Annotated in this window: 15 protein-coding genes; 1 reads left to right on the plus strand and 14 read right to left on the minus strand. The window is 41.9% G+C overall.

Translation table 11 applies throughout. The features are described 5' to 3' along the window. Positions 1-8: 8 nt before the first annotated feature. The 11 genes from ID12_RS16235 to rpsU form a co-directional block, all read right to left on the minus strand. Positions 9-395 carry a diacylglycerol kinase family protein gene (locus ID12_RS16235; RefSeq protein ID WP_008342413.1) on the minus strand — a complete coding sequence of 129 codons (387 nt, stop codon included), beginning with the start codon at positions 393-395 and terminating at the stop codon, positions 9-11. Beyond that, positions 373-852, minus strand: a complete 480-nt coding sequence (ybeY, locus tag ID12_RS16240) for an rRNA maturation RNase YbeY (RefSeq protein ID WP_007501310.1) — start codon at positions 850-852, stop codon at positions 373-375. The genes ID12_RS16235 and ybeY overlap by 23 nt, the downstream gene beginning before the upstream one ends. Next, positions 853-2,967, minus strand: a complete 2,115-nt coding sequence (locus ID12_RS16245) for an HD family phosphohydrolase (protein ID WP_419761248.1) — start codon at positions 2,965-2,967, stop codon at positions 853-855. A 114-nt stretch (positions 2,968-3,081) separates the two neighbouring features. Further along, positions 3,082-4,041, minus strand: a complete 960-nt coding sequence (locus ID12_RS16250) for a PhoH family protein (protein ID WP_008342419.1) — start codon at positions 4,039-4,041, stop codon at positions 3,082-3,084. Positions 4,042-4,044: 3 nt separating this feature from the next. Next, positions 4,045-5,235, minus strand: coding sequence for a sporulation protein YqfD (yqfD, locus tag ID12_RS16255; protein ID WP_041090989.1), 1,191 nt, complete (start codon positions 5,233-5,235; stop codon positions 4,045-4,047). An 18-nt stretch (positions 5,236-5,253) separates the two neighbouring features. Then, entirely contained in the window at positions 5,254-5,535 is a 282-nt protein-coding gene (gene yqfC / locus ID12_RS16260) for a sporulation protein YqfC (RefSeq protein ID WP_003217398.1), read from the minus strand. 206 nt (positions 5,536-5,741) lie between these two features. Further along, positions 5,742-6,221: a hypothetical protein gene (locus ID12_RS16265; protein WP_050827423.1), complete on the minus strand. Its 480-nt coding sequence runs from the start codon at positions 6,219-6,221 to the stop codon at positions 5,742-5,744. Between the two features lie 31 nt (positions 6,222-6,252). After that, positions 6,253-7,245 carry a flotillin-like protein FloA gene (gene floA / locus ID12_RS16270; RefSeq protein WP_007501317.1) on the minus strand — a complete coding sequence of 331 codons (993 nt, stop codon included), beginning with the start codon at positions 7,243-7,245 and terminating at the stop codon, positions 6,253-6,255. A gap of 27 nt (positions 7,246-7,272) precedes the next feature. Continuing rightward, on the minus strand, positions 7,273-8,586 hold the full coding sequence (locus tag ID12_RS16275) for an NfeD family protein (RefSeq protein WP_007501318.1): 1,314 nt from the start codon (positions 8,584-8,586) through the stop codon (positions 7,273-7,275). Positions 8,587-8,727: 141 nt separating this feature from the next. Next, positions 8,728-9,177, minus strand: coding sequence for a GatB/YqeY domain-containing protein (locus tag ID12_RS16280; protein ID WP_007501319.1), 450 nt, complete (start codon positions 9,175-9,177; stop codon positions 8,728-8,730). Positions 9,178-9,191: 14 nt separating this feature from the next. Next, a complete protein-coding gene (gene rpsU / locus ID12_RS16285) occupies positions 9,192-9,365 on the minus strand; it encodes a 30S ribosomal protein S21 (RefSeq protein ID WP_003152957.1) in 174 nt (57 codons plus the stop codon). A gap of 182 nt (positions 9,366-9,547) precedes the next feature. Here rpsU and ID12_RS16290 point away from each other — a divergent pair, with 182 nt between their 5' ends. Continuing rightward, positions 9,548-10,477, plus strand: coding sequence for a Na/Pi symporter (locus tag ID12_RS16290; protein WP_050827425.1), 930 nt, complete (start codon positions 9,548-9,550; stop codon positions 10,475-10,477). A 40-nt stretch (positions 10,478-10,517) separates the two neighbouring features. Here ID12_RS16290 and mtaB read toward each other — a convergent pair whose 3' ends face one another. The 3 genes from mtaB to prmA are packed head-to-tail and all read right to left on the minus strand — an operon-like array spanning position 10,518 to position 13,605. After that, positions 10,518-11,876, minus strand: coding sequence for a tRNA (N(6)-L-threonylcarbamoyladenosine(37)-C(2))-methylthiotransferase MtaB (gene mtaB, locus ID12_RS16295; RefSeq protein WP_017367626.1), 1,359 nt, complete (start codon positions 11,874-11,876; stop codon positions 10,518-10,520). Further along, positions 11,876-12,646: a 16S rRNA (uracil(1498)-N(3))-methyltransferase gene (locus tag ID12_RS16300; protein ID WP_050827427.1), complete on the minus strand. Its 771-nt coding sequence runs from the start codon at positions 12,644-12,646 to the stop codon at positions 11,876-11,878. Before ID12_RS16300 ends, mtaB begins: the two co-directional genes overlap by 1 nt. Before the next feature lie 23 nt (positions 12,647-12,669). Beyond that, a complete protein-coding gene (prmA, locus tag ID12_RS16305) occupies positions 12,670-13,605 on the minus strand; it encodes a 50S ribosomal protein L11 methyltransferase (protein WP_035390850.1) in 936 nt (311 codons plus the stop codon). Positions 13,606-13,627 lie beyond the last annotated feature (22 nt).

Genomic DNA, 13,627 nt, shown 5'->3' on the forward strand with positions numbered 1-13,627 from the left:
ATATTGTTCTATTGCATGATCTTCGGTAAGAAGATGATCAACCCAATCATAACCGAAATGGCGGCGTAAACGCAAACAGCGCCTGCTGCCGCGTCCTTCGCTCTCTCAGCAAGAGGATGCTTCTCTTCTGTGAAAAGATCTACTGTATGTTCAATCGCTGTATTCACAAGTTCTAACGCAAACATCCCGCCACATAAAAGCAGAATGATCATCCATTCAACCGGATGAATGTGAAACCAAAAGCCGCAAATCACCACGATGATGGCTGCGACTGTGTGAAACCGAAAATTCCGTTCATTCAAGAAAGTTCGCCATATTCCTCTAAATGCATAATAAAAACTCCGAAAAAAACGGACAAGCGGCGTTCGCTTCTTACGATGATCTCGAAAGGCCATAATCATCCAAGATTTTTGTCTGTTTGGCGAACATTTCTTTTTCATCTTCTTCTGTCATATGATCATAGCCAAGCAAATGAAGAAAACCATGAATCGTTAAAAATCCTAGCTCTCTCATGAAGGAATGTCCATATTCCTCTGCTTGCTCTTTCGTACGATCAACACTAATGATAATGTCACCAAGTACAGGCGGGATGTCATCAGCTCCAATGATTTCAATTTCCCCTTCGCCTTCTTCCTCAAGGGCAAATGAAATTACATCTGTTGGTGCATCTTTTCCTCGGTATTCTTTATTAATTTGATGAATTTCTTCATTTGAAACGATCGATACTGATACTTCCGCTTGATCTTTTACCTCAAGGGCATCCGCAGCAAATTGAAGAAGCTTTTCCACTTCTTCAAGCTGCTCTTTCGATACTTGTCCTGTTTCATCTATTAAATCGATTAACAATGTCATTTACTTCACCTTCTGCTTCGGGGCATCTGGATATTCAATCCGAGAATGGAAAATCCCCTTTAATGTTGTACAAATTGTTTGGCTAATAATATTTAATTCTTTAAATGTCAGATCACATTCACTAAATTGCCCATCCTGCATCTTATCTGAAATAATGCCTTTGACAAGCTTTTCAATCCGCTCAGGGTTTGGATTATGCATCGAACGAACCGCCGCTTCCACGCTGTCAGCTACAGAAATAATGGCCGCTTCTTTCGATTGCGGTTTTGGACCAGGATAACGAAATTCTTCTTCTGTCACCTGATCATCCCGTTCTTTTGCCTTATAGTAAAAGAACTTCAGCAGGGACTTTCCGTGATGCTGTTCTGCAATGTCCACAAGTTCCTCTGGAAACTTCTTTTCTCTCAGCATTTCAGCACCATCTGTCGTATGGGCAATAATAATATTCTTGCTCAGCTGAGGAGAAAGCTTGTCGTGCGGATTATCAATGTTCATTTGGTTTTCAATAAAGTATTGGGGTCTTTTCGTTTTTCCAATGTCATGATAATAAGCCCCAACCCTTGCTAACAATCCATTTGCACCGACTGCTTCACATGCAGCATCCGCTAAATTCGCCACCATGACACTATGATGATATGTACCTGGCGTCTCTGTTAAGATCTTTTTCAGCAGCGGATGATTCGGGTTCGATAATTCAATAAGCTTCATGGTCGAAAGAATACCAAACATGCTCTCAAAGACTGGCATTAACCCAATAACCAAAATAGCCGATGCAAACCCTGACACAATCGCCATGATGAGGTTCACACCTATTTCAAGCCCTGATGGAGAAGAATTTTGAATCAGCGTAATGGACAGCACAACAAGTACATTCACCAAAGCTACCCAAAGCCCCGCCTGCAAAATTTTTGATCTCGCATTATGTTTTCTCAAAAATAAAATCCCCGCCATCCCGCTTATTAGATAATAAGCACAGATGACATAGTTAAAGACGCCTGTTACTCCTTGATTAAACATCATACTGCCGCAAAGGGCAAATACAAGGCCGGAGAAGATCGCCAGCCGCTCATTGATCAGCAGCTTAATCAGCATCGTGCCAAGTGCCACAGGCACGACGTAGCCGATGGTTGTATATTTGGTTTCCTGGAAGAGACTGAATACTTCCATGATGATTAAAATAATAGTGAAAATGAGCGAGTACAGCAGTAACGATTTATTCTTATGGACGAGCGACTTTTTCCTCGATTCAAGTGAGTGGACAATCGCCGCTAAGAAAAGACCGATTAAGATGATAAGACCGCTTACAGGCTTAAACAAATTGGAACTGTTTAAAAGACCGGTCAGTTCTAATTTACGATACACTTCACGGTCAATGAGCTCGCCTTCTTCCACTAAAATTTGCCCTTGCTTGATTTGAACTGGCTGAATATTATCAGCTGCTTCTTGTCTTTTCTTCTCTGTTGCCACCGGGTCAAATACATAGTTTGGAATAATCGCAAATTCACCAATTTCTTTCGCTGCATTTAAATATTTTGACGGAATCGAATTGTTTTCAAGCTCTGCTTTCACTTGTTTCTTTTCATCTTGCAGCTTAGAAGCTGTGATTTCTTTCCCCATGAGCGAATTGACTACTGTGATGATGGAGTCCTTTGTAAAAGAAAGGTTTTCGTCGCTTGCTTGGAGCAGCGCTTTAATCGATTGATCCGAAACAGCTTCCTGCATATCGGTTGTGAGTTTCTCTTTTACACGCTTCACCATCTCTTGATCTGTTGGCGGGCTCTCTTTGTCATCAGCTGCTGCTTTCTTCTCTTCTTTAATGGCTTCAAAGAGGGATGAAATAAGGTCAACACGATTATCAGAATACGCTTTTTTGAGTGTATATTGGTCTTCCACTTGATCCGTTGCTTCTTGTTTCTTTTCTTCTGTTGCTTCTTGGTCATCAACGGTAGACGGAGAATAGATGGTCTGTTCGCTCACTGAAAACAAATCTAGGTCGAGCGATTCAGGCTTTACATGGAAGAAGAGCACCACAAACAGGATGGCCGCTAAACCAGCGTATAGCAGTACGTTTAAATAGCGTGAGCGCTCCATTTTCTGAGGTTCTTTTTTAGACAGCAGCCTTTTGCGCTTACTGCCTTTCTGATTCTTTCTCAAGGAAAGTACCTCCTTTTTTACTTTAAACCACGATCGAAACAAAATGACCCGATTAAGGCGATCGGGTCACTCAGTTCATTTTTGCTTTTCGTATGCTCCAATGATCTTCGCCACAAGCGGGTGTCTGACCACATCTGTCTGATCTAATTCAATGAATGAGATACCCTTGATCTCAGCAAGCATGTCCTTTGCAGCCGCAAGACCTGACTGCATACCTTTAGGCAGATCAATTTGTGTAATATCTCCTGTAATGACCATTTTAGAACCAAAGCCTAGTCTCGTCAAAAACATTTTCATTTGAGCTGGCGTTGTATTCTGCGCTTCATCTAAAATCACAAATGCATCATCAAGCGTCCGCCCTCTCATATAGGCAAGAGGGGCAATTTCAATCACTCCGCGCTCAATTAAACGTTCCGTATGATCACTACCAAGCACATCGTGCAAAGCATCATATAGCGGTCTTAAATAAGGATCGACTTTTTCTTTTAAATCTCCTGGCAAAAAGCCAAGACTTTCTCCTGCTTCAACAGCTGGCCTTGTCAGGATAATCCGTTTGACATGTCCATTTTTCAGGGCATGTACGGCGTTGACCACTGCCAAATACGTTTTACCTGTACCAGCAGGTCCAATCCCAAAGACCAGATCATCTTTTTTCATTGCCGCAGCATATTCACGCTGGCCGATCGTTTTGACTCTGATCGATTTTCCTTTGGCATTTTTCGTAATTTCATCTTCATACATATTTTCAAAATAATTGAGCTTGTCTTTTTGCGCCATTTTAATGGCATAGACGACATCCCGCTCAGAAATCTCAATTCCTTTACGAATGAGATGTAAGAGAGATGTAATCAAACGGCTCACAGTATCTCTTGATGCTTCCTGACCAGAAACATACACTTTCTCTCCACGTGTGATAATGGAGACATTCAGCTCGTTTTCCATCAGTTTCAGATAAGCATCTTGATTGCCAAATAAAGCAATGGCTTCATTTGGGCTATCCAATTTTTGTTGAATCTCAAGTAAATGTTCTGTCATTCTCTAGTCTCCCTGAACAATAGGTGTTGGTTGAACAATATCTTCTATTACTTGGTAAAGGATGATTAACTTAACTTTACCATTCCCTGTTGTCTCGTGCAAAACTTTTTCACTTTTCACCTCACCTGTTTGACCTAGCTTTTCTTCTAATTCTTTTTTACCCATTTTAATCCCTGCTTGAACCGCTTCTTTATTTGTGTATTCTCGATTTATTTTTTCACTTTCTCGTGTGATTTCCTTTTCATAGGAGAACGGTAGCTGCATATTCAAAAAATGAAGCGGGTGAACTTCTGTTTCTGTTTTCGGCTGCTGAAAATCATCTTTTTTAAAGGAAAATCCCCAAAATGGGATGGAGCCTCCAAATAAGGAGAGCTTGTGCTTTGTCTTCATTTTACCCGTAAAGACATCAAAAGATGTTCGGAGAGGGACAGAAACTTCAGATCGGTACCATGTTTCACCATAGATTTTCGCTTTGGCTCCGACCGTTTTTTTCTGATCTTCACTCCCGATTAAACCTGAGACGAGCATCTGCCCTTTTTTCACATGCTCATCGACCTGGGCAAGCGGTTCCCCCTTTTCTACATACATTCTCGTGATGACCGCCTTTTTCTTGGCAACGATGTGCTGAGGACTTGTATATTTCTCCTTTTCAGGTTCATTTTTTTCGACCACTTTCATTTGAAACGTCGTTCCGTTCAGTTCAACTCCGACCCATGTAATGCTCTGAATATTGGTCGTCAATGATTTTTGTATTTTTTCAGGGGTCCCCATGAGAAACTGAAAACGCCCTTTTTGCACCCCTATTTCGTCCAGATGCTTTCTCATTTGGTGTTCTGTTTCTGGATTCGCACCTTTAATCTCAATTTTCCACACCATATTTGAAAGAGCCAATATCGTCACTAGGAAAAAAGCCATCCCGAGGGTGAAGCCAATATTTCTTCTCGACCATAGAAGAAGAAACGGGAACCCTTTCTTTTGATGAAACGAACATTTCACCTCATGATGTCTGCGCACTTTTCTAAAGGCATGTACATCTGAGAGGCGAATAAATAAGCGCACGCTGTCTTGACGGCGGCTCACTTGAAAAATTGTGATCCCCTGTCTCGTGCACTCATTGATTAGCCGCTCAATACCGCTTCCTCTTATCTCCACTTCCACTCTGCCAATAAAATAGGCAAACCATTTGTTCTTCACGTTTCTCCCCTCCGTCAGTTAAGAATCAATATAACGGACCTCATCGATTTTCCCCTCTAATAAGATCTCTTCTGGCAAAATCGTTTTAATCACAAAGTCTTTTCCTGAAATAATGCACTGTCCTTGCTTGAGCATCAGCCTTACCTCTTGATCACTGAAAAGTAAAAGCCCTTTATGGTTCTCTATGTAAATATGGAGTCTGCCAACCATCGTAATACGGGGAAGATCCATCATCACGTCCGGAGGGATTTCAAGTGTTCTTGTCAGCCATGCTTTAAGTTGATTTTTTCTTTTTCCCATTCAATAAGAACCCCTTCCCACCTCATGTGTATGAGATCAAACTGAAAGATGGTGAGACTGATGAGAAAGCCTCTATATCATCCTATTCCTCAGCGGTTCATATCATGCTAATGAATCCCGTAAAACAGCCGTTTCATCATTTTGACTAAAAAAAGTCTCCATTACACAACAAAAAAGCCCCCTTAAGGATGAGGGGGCTTACTTCTTTATCTTTTATATGGCCGTTTCATCGTTCGATGTGGCTTTTTCGCACGAGGCTCTCCAAATACTTCACCAAGGATCATCCCTTGAACGACCGTATCTTGGTTGAGTTTCTCAATGATTTTCGGCTTCATTCCAGCAGATGCTGCCTTTGGCCTTGTAAGTTCTCTTTCAAGCGATTGAAACTCTTTATTCAGCTCGCTTTTTCTTTCTTCCATTTCGGCAAGTGTAGCTGTATAACGATCCTGTAAGGACTGTGAACCTTGTTTCTTCATCCCGCCATGATCATGTACATCGCCAAAATCGTCCAACTGGTCTGTTTTGACCGGGGCTGGTCGTGTTTGTTCTGCCTTCTTTTGAGGAGCCGGCTTTTGCTGCCGGTTATTTTGTTCCTTCTCCTCTTGTTTGCCGATTTTCCCAAAGACCGCAGAGATAATACCGATGATAATCGCTATTAGTAACGGATTTTCAAATAGAATGTCCAATGGGCTCCCTCCTTAAAGCGTGAGAGGATGCTTATTTGTTTTCATTATCAGATGGACCTTTTGTCATTTTGCCAAATGAATCTCTCATATCCGTATCAGCATCGATATTCTTAATGTTCATGTAGTCCATAACTCCAATATTACCTTCACGTAGTGCTTCGGCCATTGCAAGTGGTACTTCAGCCTCTGCTTCTACTACTTTCGCGCGCATTTCTTCAACTCTCGCACGCATTTCTTGTTCTTGTGCAACAGCCATCGCGCGGCGTTCTTCTGCTTTCGCCTGTGCAATGTTTTTGTCGGCTTCTGCTTGGTCTGTCTGCAGGATCGCCCCGATATTCTTACCGATATCAACATCTGCGATATCAATCGAGAGAATTTCAAATGCTGTACCTGAATCTAATCCTTTACCAAGAACCGTTTGAGAAATCATATCAGGATTTTCAAGAACCTTTTTATGATTATCTGATGAACCGATTGTTGAAACAATCCCTTCACCTACACGAGCAATGATCGTTTCTTCCCCTGCACCACCGACAAGTCTGTCAATGTTTGCACGAACTGTAATACGTGCTTTTGCTTTTACTTCAATCCCGTCCATCGCAACACCTGAGATAAATGGTGTTTCAATGACTTTAGGGTTTACACTCATTTGGACAGCTTCAAGTACGTCACGGCCTGCTAGGTCGATTGCCGCACAGCGAGCAAAGTTCAATTCGATATTCGCACGCTGAGCTGCGATCAGTGCGTTGACAACTCGGTCTACGTTACCACCTGCAAGATAATGGCTTTCTAATTGGTTAATCGTCGCATCAAGACCTGCTTTATGCGCTTTGATGAGCGGGTTGACCACTCGGTTTGGAATCACTCGGCGAAGCCTCATTCCTACAAGTGTAAAAATGCTCACTCTTACGCCAGCCGCTAGGGCAGAAATCCACAGCATCACCGGTACAAAGGTGAAGAAGATCGATAGAACGATCAAACCTGCTGCGATAATCACAAATAATAGTAAAGTAGATGGATCCATTTTATTCCTCCTATAAAATCAGTATATCTATACTTTCCTCACGACAATGCGTGAGCCTTCCGCTTTCACAATTTTTACTTGTTCATCCTTATCGATAAAAGCACCTTCTGACACAACATCAATGCGCTCGTCTCCGAATACAATCGTACCAGATGGACGAAGTGCTGTTGCTGTCACTGCGATTTGTCCTACAAGATCATCTCTTGTTTCATTTGAGACATAACCACTTTCTTTATTGGTTGAATCGGTTAAAATGAACTTTTTAAAAAATTTCATACGTTTCCCCAACACCTTTGTCAATAAAATAACTGCTATGATTGAAACAGCAGTGGCAATCAAGATGGAAATCGCCATTTCTGTAAAGCTTCCAGCTGCTAAAAATAAGCTGACAACGACACAGATTAGTCCAATGACACCCACGATTCCCCCTGGCAAAAATAATTCCAGAATGATCAACACAATCCCTGCCAAAAACAGGAACAATGTCTCATATCCTGCAAAACCTGCCACGAGATGACCATAAAAGAATAGAAGAAGCGCTGTGACTCCCATGGTGCCTGGGACCCCAAAGCCGGGAGAATATAATTCAACAATTAACCCTAAGCTCGCGATGGATAAAAGGATAGGAATGACGATCGGATGCGTGAGAAAACGCGCAACCTTTTCAGCAAAGCTCACTTCATCGTATTGAACAGAAGCATCTGCTAAGTTCAGCTTCTGAAGCAAGTCATCCATATTTTTCGCTTCTCCTTCTGCATAACCGAACTGAAGTGCCCGATCTGTGTTAAAGGTCAGCAATTCTCCTTTTGGTGCACCAGCTTCTTTTGCGTCTATATCTACATCTGCCATCGCAAGAGCATATTTTGGATCACGCCCCTGCTTTTCAGCAGCGTCACTCATTTCAGCAAGCCATAGAGATTCAGATTTTTGATCGGCAGCGTTGCCTTCACCATCAATAATCGCAGCAGCCCCCATCTTTCCGTTTGGGGTCATATAAATTTGATCGGCATTTAAGGCAATGAATGCCCCGGCTGAAAGCGCTCTATGATTCACAAACGCTGTCACTGGGATATCGGATGCACGAATGGTATCGGCTATTTCAAGCGCCGCATCGACTGCACCACCTGGTGTATTGATGTCGAGAATGATGTGCTTCGCCCGTTCCGACTTTGCCTGCTCAAATGATCGTTCAATGAATTTAGAAAGTCCTTTTTCTACTGTATCTTCAATTGGGATAACATGAACTTTCTGATCTGCTGATTTCGCGGTCAATTGAACCCCTAATAACAAGCATATTATAAAACAACTGAAGAGAGCAATAGAAATTTTCATTTTTTTCATCTATTTGGTGATCCCCCCTCTCTTTCTTTCATTTTACCGTTCCTTTACATACGTTACAAATGTATCATAGGTTTCATTTTTATATGACAGGTTTATGGAGGCATAAAAAAAGTACCCTTCTAACATGAGAAGGATACTTTTTTATTGAGACAGTTGCTCGCTGACAAGTCTGTTAATCACAGCACCATCAGCTTTACCTTTTACCTTTGGCATTATAGCGCTCATGACTTTACCCATATCAGCTTTCGATGAAGCACCGGTTTCAGCGATTGTTTCTTTCACAACCGCCTGCAGTTCTTCTTCAGAAAGCTGTTCAGGTAAATAAACGTCTAAAATGTCAATCTCTTTTTGAACTTTATCTACTAAATCTAAGCGATTAGCTTTCGAAAATTCATGGAGGGAGTCTTTACGTTGCTTAATCTCGCGGGAAAGGACGGTTAGTTCCTCATCTCCGGTCAAACTGTCTTTCTTAAGCTTTATTGCTTCATTTTGCAGTGAAGCCTTTACCATACGAATGACAATAAGCTTGTCTTTCTCTCGGTTTTTCATAAAAAGCTTCATATCAGAATTTAATTGCTCAAGAAGACTCATAAAATCCACCCTCTTTAGAATTTACGTTTTCTAGCAGCTTCAGACTTTTTCTTACGCTTTACGCTAGGCTTTTCATAAAATTCACGCTTTCTTGCTTCTTGCAATGTTCCAGTTTTGGATACACTGCGTTTAAAGCGACGAAGAGCATCTTCAAGCGATTCGTTTTTTCTAACGACCGTTTTTGACATTCTCTTTCCCTCCCTCCGAATACACCAATCGACTGCATTAAAAAAAGATATACATGCAAAACATGTACCTAGACATTATAATATAAGCCTAGGTTGAGGTCAACTAAGTGATTTGGAAATATATTTTCGTCATGAGCAGGTAGACAAGTCCATATATTCATTGGTAAGAGGAGGACTTTTCTATGATGGCGATCATTTATTTTTGTGCACTTATTTTCATTTTTTTATGGGCAATGGGTTTGCTTAGGAAAGGATTAATGGCGCTCACGTCGTCTCGTATTGAGAAATCTCTTCTTCTCTTTACAGATCATCCAGTCAAAGCATTCTTGGTCAGTATTGTGTTTACAGGGATTCTTCAAAGCAGTTCGGCGTTTATGGTCATCGTTATCGGCTTTGTGAGTACAGGCATTCTCACGTTTAAAAAATCCATACCCATGATTCTTGGAACGAATATCGGCTCAACATTTACGACAGAATTTATTGCCATTAAGATGGACGTGTTTATGTGGGTTCTGATTGCAGCTGGTCTTTTATGTATCATTTTGGGCAGGAAATCTTTTCGATATGCAGGAAAAAGTTTATTTGGGCTTGGCATGATCTTTTTTTGCATTCAAGGTTTTTCAAAAATTGCAGGGATGATGACCAGTCAGCCAGAGACGCTGCGTTTCCTTGAAATGATGCAGCATTCCGATTGGACAGCTCTTCTCTCTGGTACAGTGGTCACGGCGATTGTTCATTCAAGCTCTGTATGTATCGGTATTTTGATGGGATTTATGAATGAAGGGACTGTCGCTCTAAAAGAAGGCATTAGCTTTGTTTTAGGGTCCAATATCGGAACATGTATCACTGCCGTGATGGCTGCTATCTCTGGCGGTTATGCAGCCCGCCAAACCGCGTATGCACACGTCGTGTTTAATGTTCTAGGTGTTCTTTTATGTCTTCCTTTTCTCGCCTTTATCACAGAGTTTGTTGCGCTTTTAGCAAGCTCTCCTGCCCAGCAGATTGCGCACTTTAGTCTGCTGTTTAATGTTGCAAGTTCTCTCCTCTTTTTCCCGTTCATCCGCCCTTTTCACGCCTTGATTTTGTTCCTTCTTCCGAATCGGTCAACATAAAAGAAACCGGCTTGCCTAATGGCTGCCGGTTTTTCATTCATTATGAGGTCATTCTCACTTGATCCGTCTGCACGTCATCACTTATACGGACGAATTGTCCTTCGTTATAAGGATAACCTGCTTTCGTAATCTTCACTTTCACCAAACGGCCGATCATGTCTTCTGTTCCTTCAAATACGACCTTCATGTAGTTATCAGTATATCCTACATACAGATTGTGCGTTCCGTCTTGTTCTTTGAAGGATTCTTCTGGAATAATCTCTAAGACATCGCCTTCATATGCCGATGCATATTCTTTCGCAAGCTGATCAGAAAGAGCAATGAGGCGATGAACGCGTTCGTTTTTCACATTCTCATCTACTTGATCTTCCATCCTTGCAGCAGGCGTACCTGTCCGTTTGCTGTAAGGGAACACATGGAGCTCAGAGAATTGATGGTCTTTGACAAAATTGTATGTTTCCATAAATTCTTCTTCTGTTTCTCCTGGGAATCCAACGATCACATCTGAAGTGACAGCAAGACCTGGCAATGCTTTTTTGAGCTTCGTTAAACGCTCTGCAAAGAATTCCATTGTGTATTTACGGCGCATTCTTTTCAGTACAGTATTAGAGCCAGATTGAAGCGGAATGTGCAAGTGTCTCACAATTTTATCTGACTGATCGAGCACTTCAATCACTTCGTCTGTAATTTGACTTGCTTCAATGGATGAAATGCGGATTCGTTTTAATCCCGCCACACGTTCATCTAATTCTTTCAGAAGCTTAGCAAAGTTATAATCCTTTAAATCTTCACCATATCCACCTGTATGAATACCTGTTAATACAATTTCTTTGTAGCCAGCATCGACAAGCTGCTGCGCTTGATTGATGACTTCTTCTGGATCGCGAGAACGCAGTAATCCGCGAGCCCAAGGGATAATGCAGAATGTACAGAAATTGTTACAGCCTTCTTGGATTTTTAACGAAGCACGTGTTCTGTCAGTAAACGCAGGAACATCTAGTTCTTCAAAGACCCGTGCTTTCATGATATTGCCAACTCCATTGATCGGCTGTCTTTCTCTTCTGTATTCTTCAATATAACCAAGCAGTTTATGTCTGTCTTGTGTGCCAACCACAATATCAACGCCAGGAATCGCCATGATTTCTGCCGGAGACGTTTGTGCGTAACAGCCTGTTACACAAATGACACCATCCGGATTATGACGAATGGCTCTTCTAATGACTTGGCGGCTTTTTTTATCGCCTGTATTGGTGACGGTACATGTATTAATGACATATACGTCTGCTTTTGATTCATAATCTTTTCTTTCATAGCCAGCTTCTTTAAACAGTTGCCAGATGGCTTCTGTTTCGTAGTGATTGACCTTACAGCCAAGTGTATGGAACGCTACTGTTCCCATCATGATTCACCTCTTAATAACTCTGTTTGATAAGATATAGCAGAAAGCGCGTAAAGAGGAGCTGTTTCTGTTCTTAAAATGCGTGGTCCAAGCCCGCAAATGACTCCACCATGCGCTTCAAGTTCTTCAATCTCCTTTTCTGCTAAACCGCCTTCTGGACCAAAAACCACTAATAAGGTTTGTCCGCCCTTCATCTGTTGGAGCACCGTTTGAAACCGGCTTTGCTCGCCTTCTTTCGATGATTCTTCGTATGCAACGACACATTTATCGAATTCACCGGCCAGTTGAATCAGCTCTTTAAATGTTGATACTGGATGAACGCGCGGAATGATATTCCGGTAAGACTGCTCAGCAGCTTCTTTCGCAATTTTTTCCCAGCGATCTCGTTTTTTTAATGACTTTTTTTGGTCAAGTTTTGTAATCGAACGAGTCGCTTGAAACGGAATAAAAGCACTTGCGCCAAGCTCGGTGCCTTTTTGGATAATCCATTCAAGCTTATCCCCTTTTGGCAGACCGCTTGCAATCGTCACCTTGATCGGAAGCTCTCGATTCTGATTCGTCCAGCCTTCCAAGTGACAAATCACTTCTTCCTTTGTTATTGTATCAATTTTACTGAGCGCTTCAAAGCCGTCTGTCGTTAAGCAAAGGATGTCTTCTCCTGCTTTCATCCGCATGACGTTTGCAAGGTGATGAACATCTTCACCCTTTATGACGATGTTTCCCTTTTCCGTCACTTCTTCTTTTGTGAGGTCGATAAAATATCGTTGCATACGTGTCCTGACACCTACTCGCTTTATTTTTTCGCTATAATGCTGACCCAATCTTCCATTGACAGCACTTCAACAATCTCAAAACCGGCTTCTTCTAAAGCCGTTTTGACTTGTAATTTCTTTTGTCCGATAATGCCTGATGTAATAAAGTAACCGTCTTTCTTCAATAGATCATACGCTTGATCTGTAAAGCGCAAGATGACCTCTGCAAGGATGTTGGCCACAATCACATCGCGTTCACCTGAAATCCCATCAAGTAAATTGTTTTGTTTTACCGTTACTTGCTCGCTCACACCATTTAATTCGATGTTCTGCTTTGCACTTTCCACTGCAACGGTGTCGAGATCAAATGCATGAATGTCTTTTGCACCGAGCATTGCAGCGGCAACACTTAAAATGCCAGATCCTGTTCCAACGTCAATCACCGTGTCGTTTTCCTTCACATAGCGCTCAAGCGCCTGAATGCAAAGAACCGTTGTTGGATGTGTACCGGTTCCAAATGCCATTCCAGGGTCCATTTCGATGATCAATTCATCAGAATGAACGGGTGTGTACTCTTCCCATGTTGGGACGATGGTAAATTTCTCAGAGATTTTCACAGGATGATAGTATTTCTTCCATGCAGTCGCCCATTCTTCTTCGTTTACTTCACAAATTGACAGTGTATTTCGTCCAAGGTCAATATCATATAGAAGAAGATTGTTGATGGCTTCTTTGATCTCATCTACCGTTTCCATCAAAAAGCTATTCATCGGAAGGTAGGCTTTGACGATAACCCCTTCCTCAGGATAATCATTCGGATCGAGCTGGTAGATCTCACCGTATACATTTTCACGTTCCTTGACTAAATCAAGCGGGTCCTCAATCACGACACCACTTGCACCTGCTTCATGCAAAATATTGGTGATCGGTTCCACCGCTTCATTTGTTGTATGGACGCTAATTTCTGACCACTTCAATACTACCAACTCCTTATCCGTC

Origin of the sequence: Bacillus altitudinis, assembly GCF_001191605.1 — a bacterium.
Classification (GTDB): Bacteria; Bacillota; Bacilli; order Bacillales; family Bacillaceae; genus Bacillus; species Bacillus altitudinis.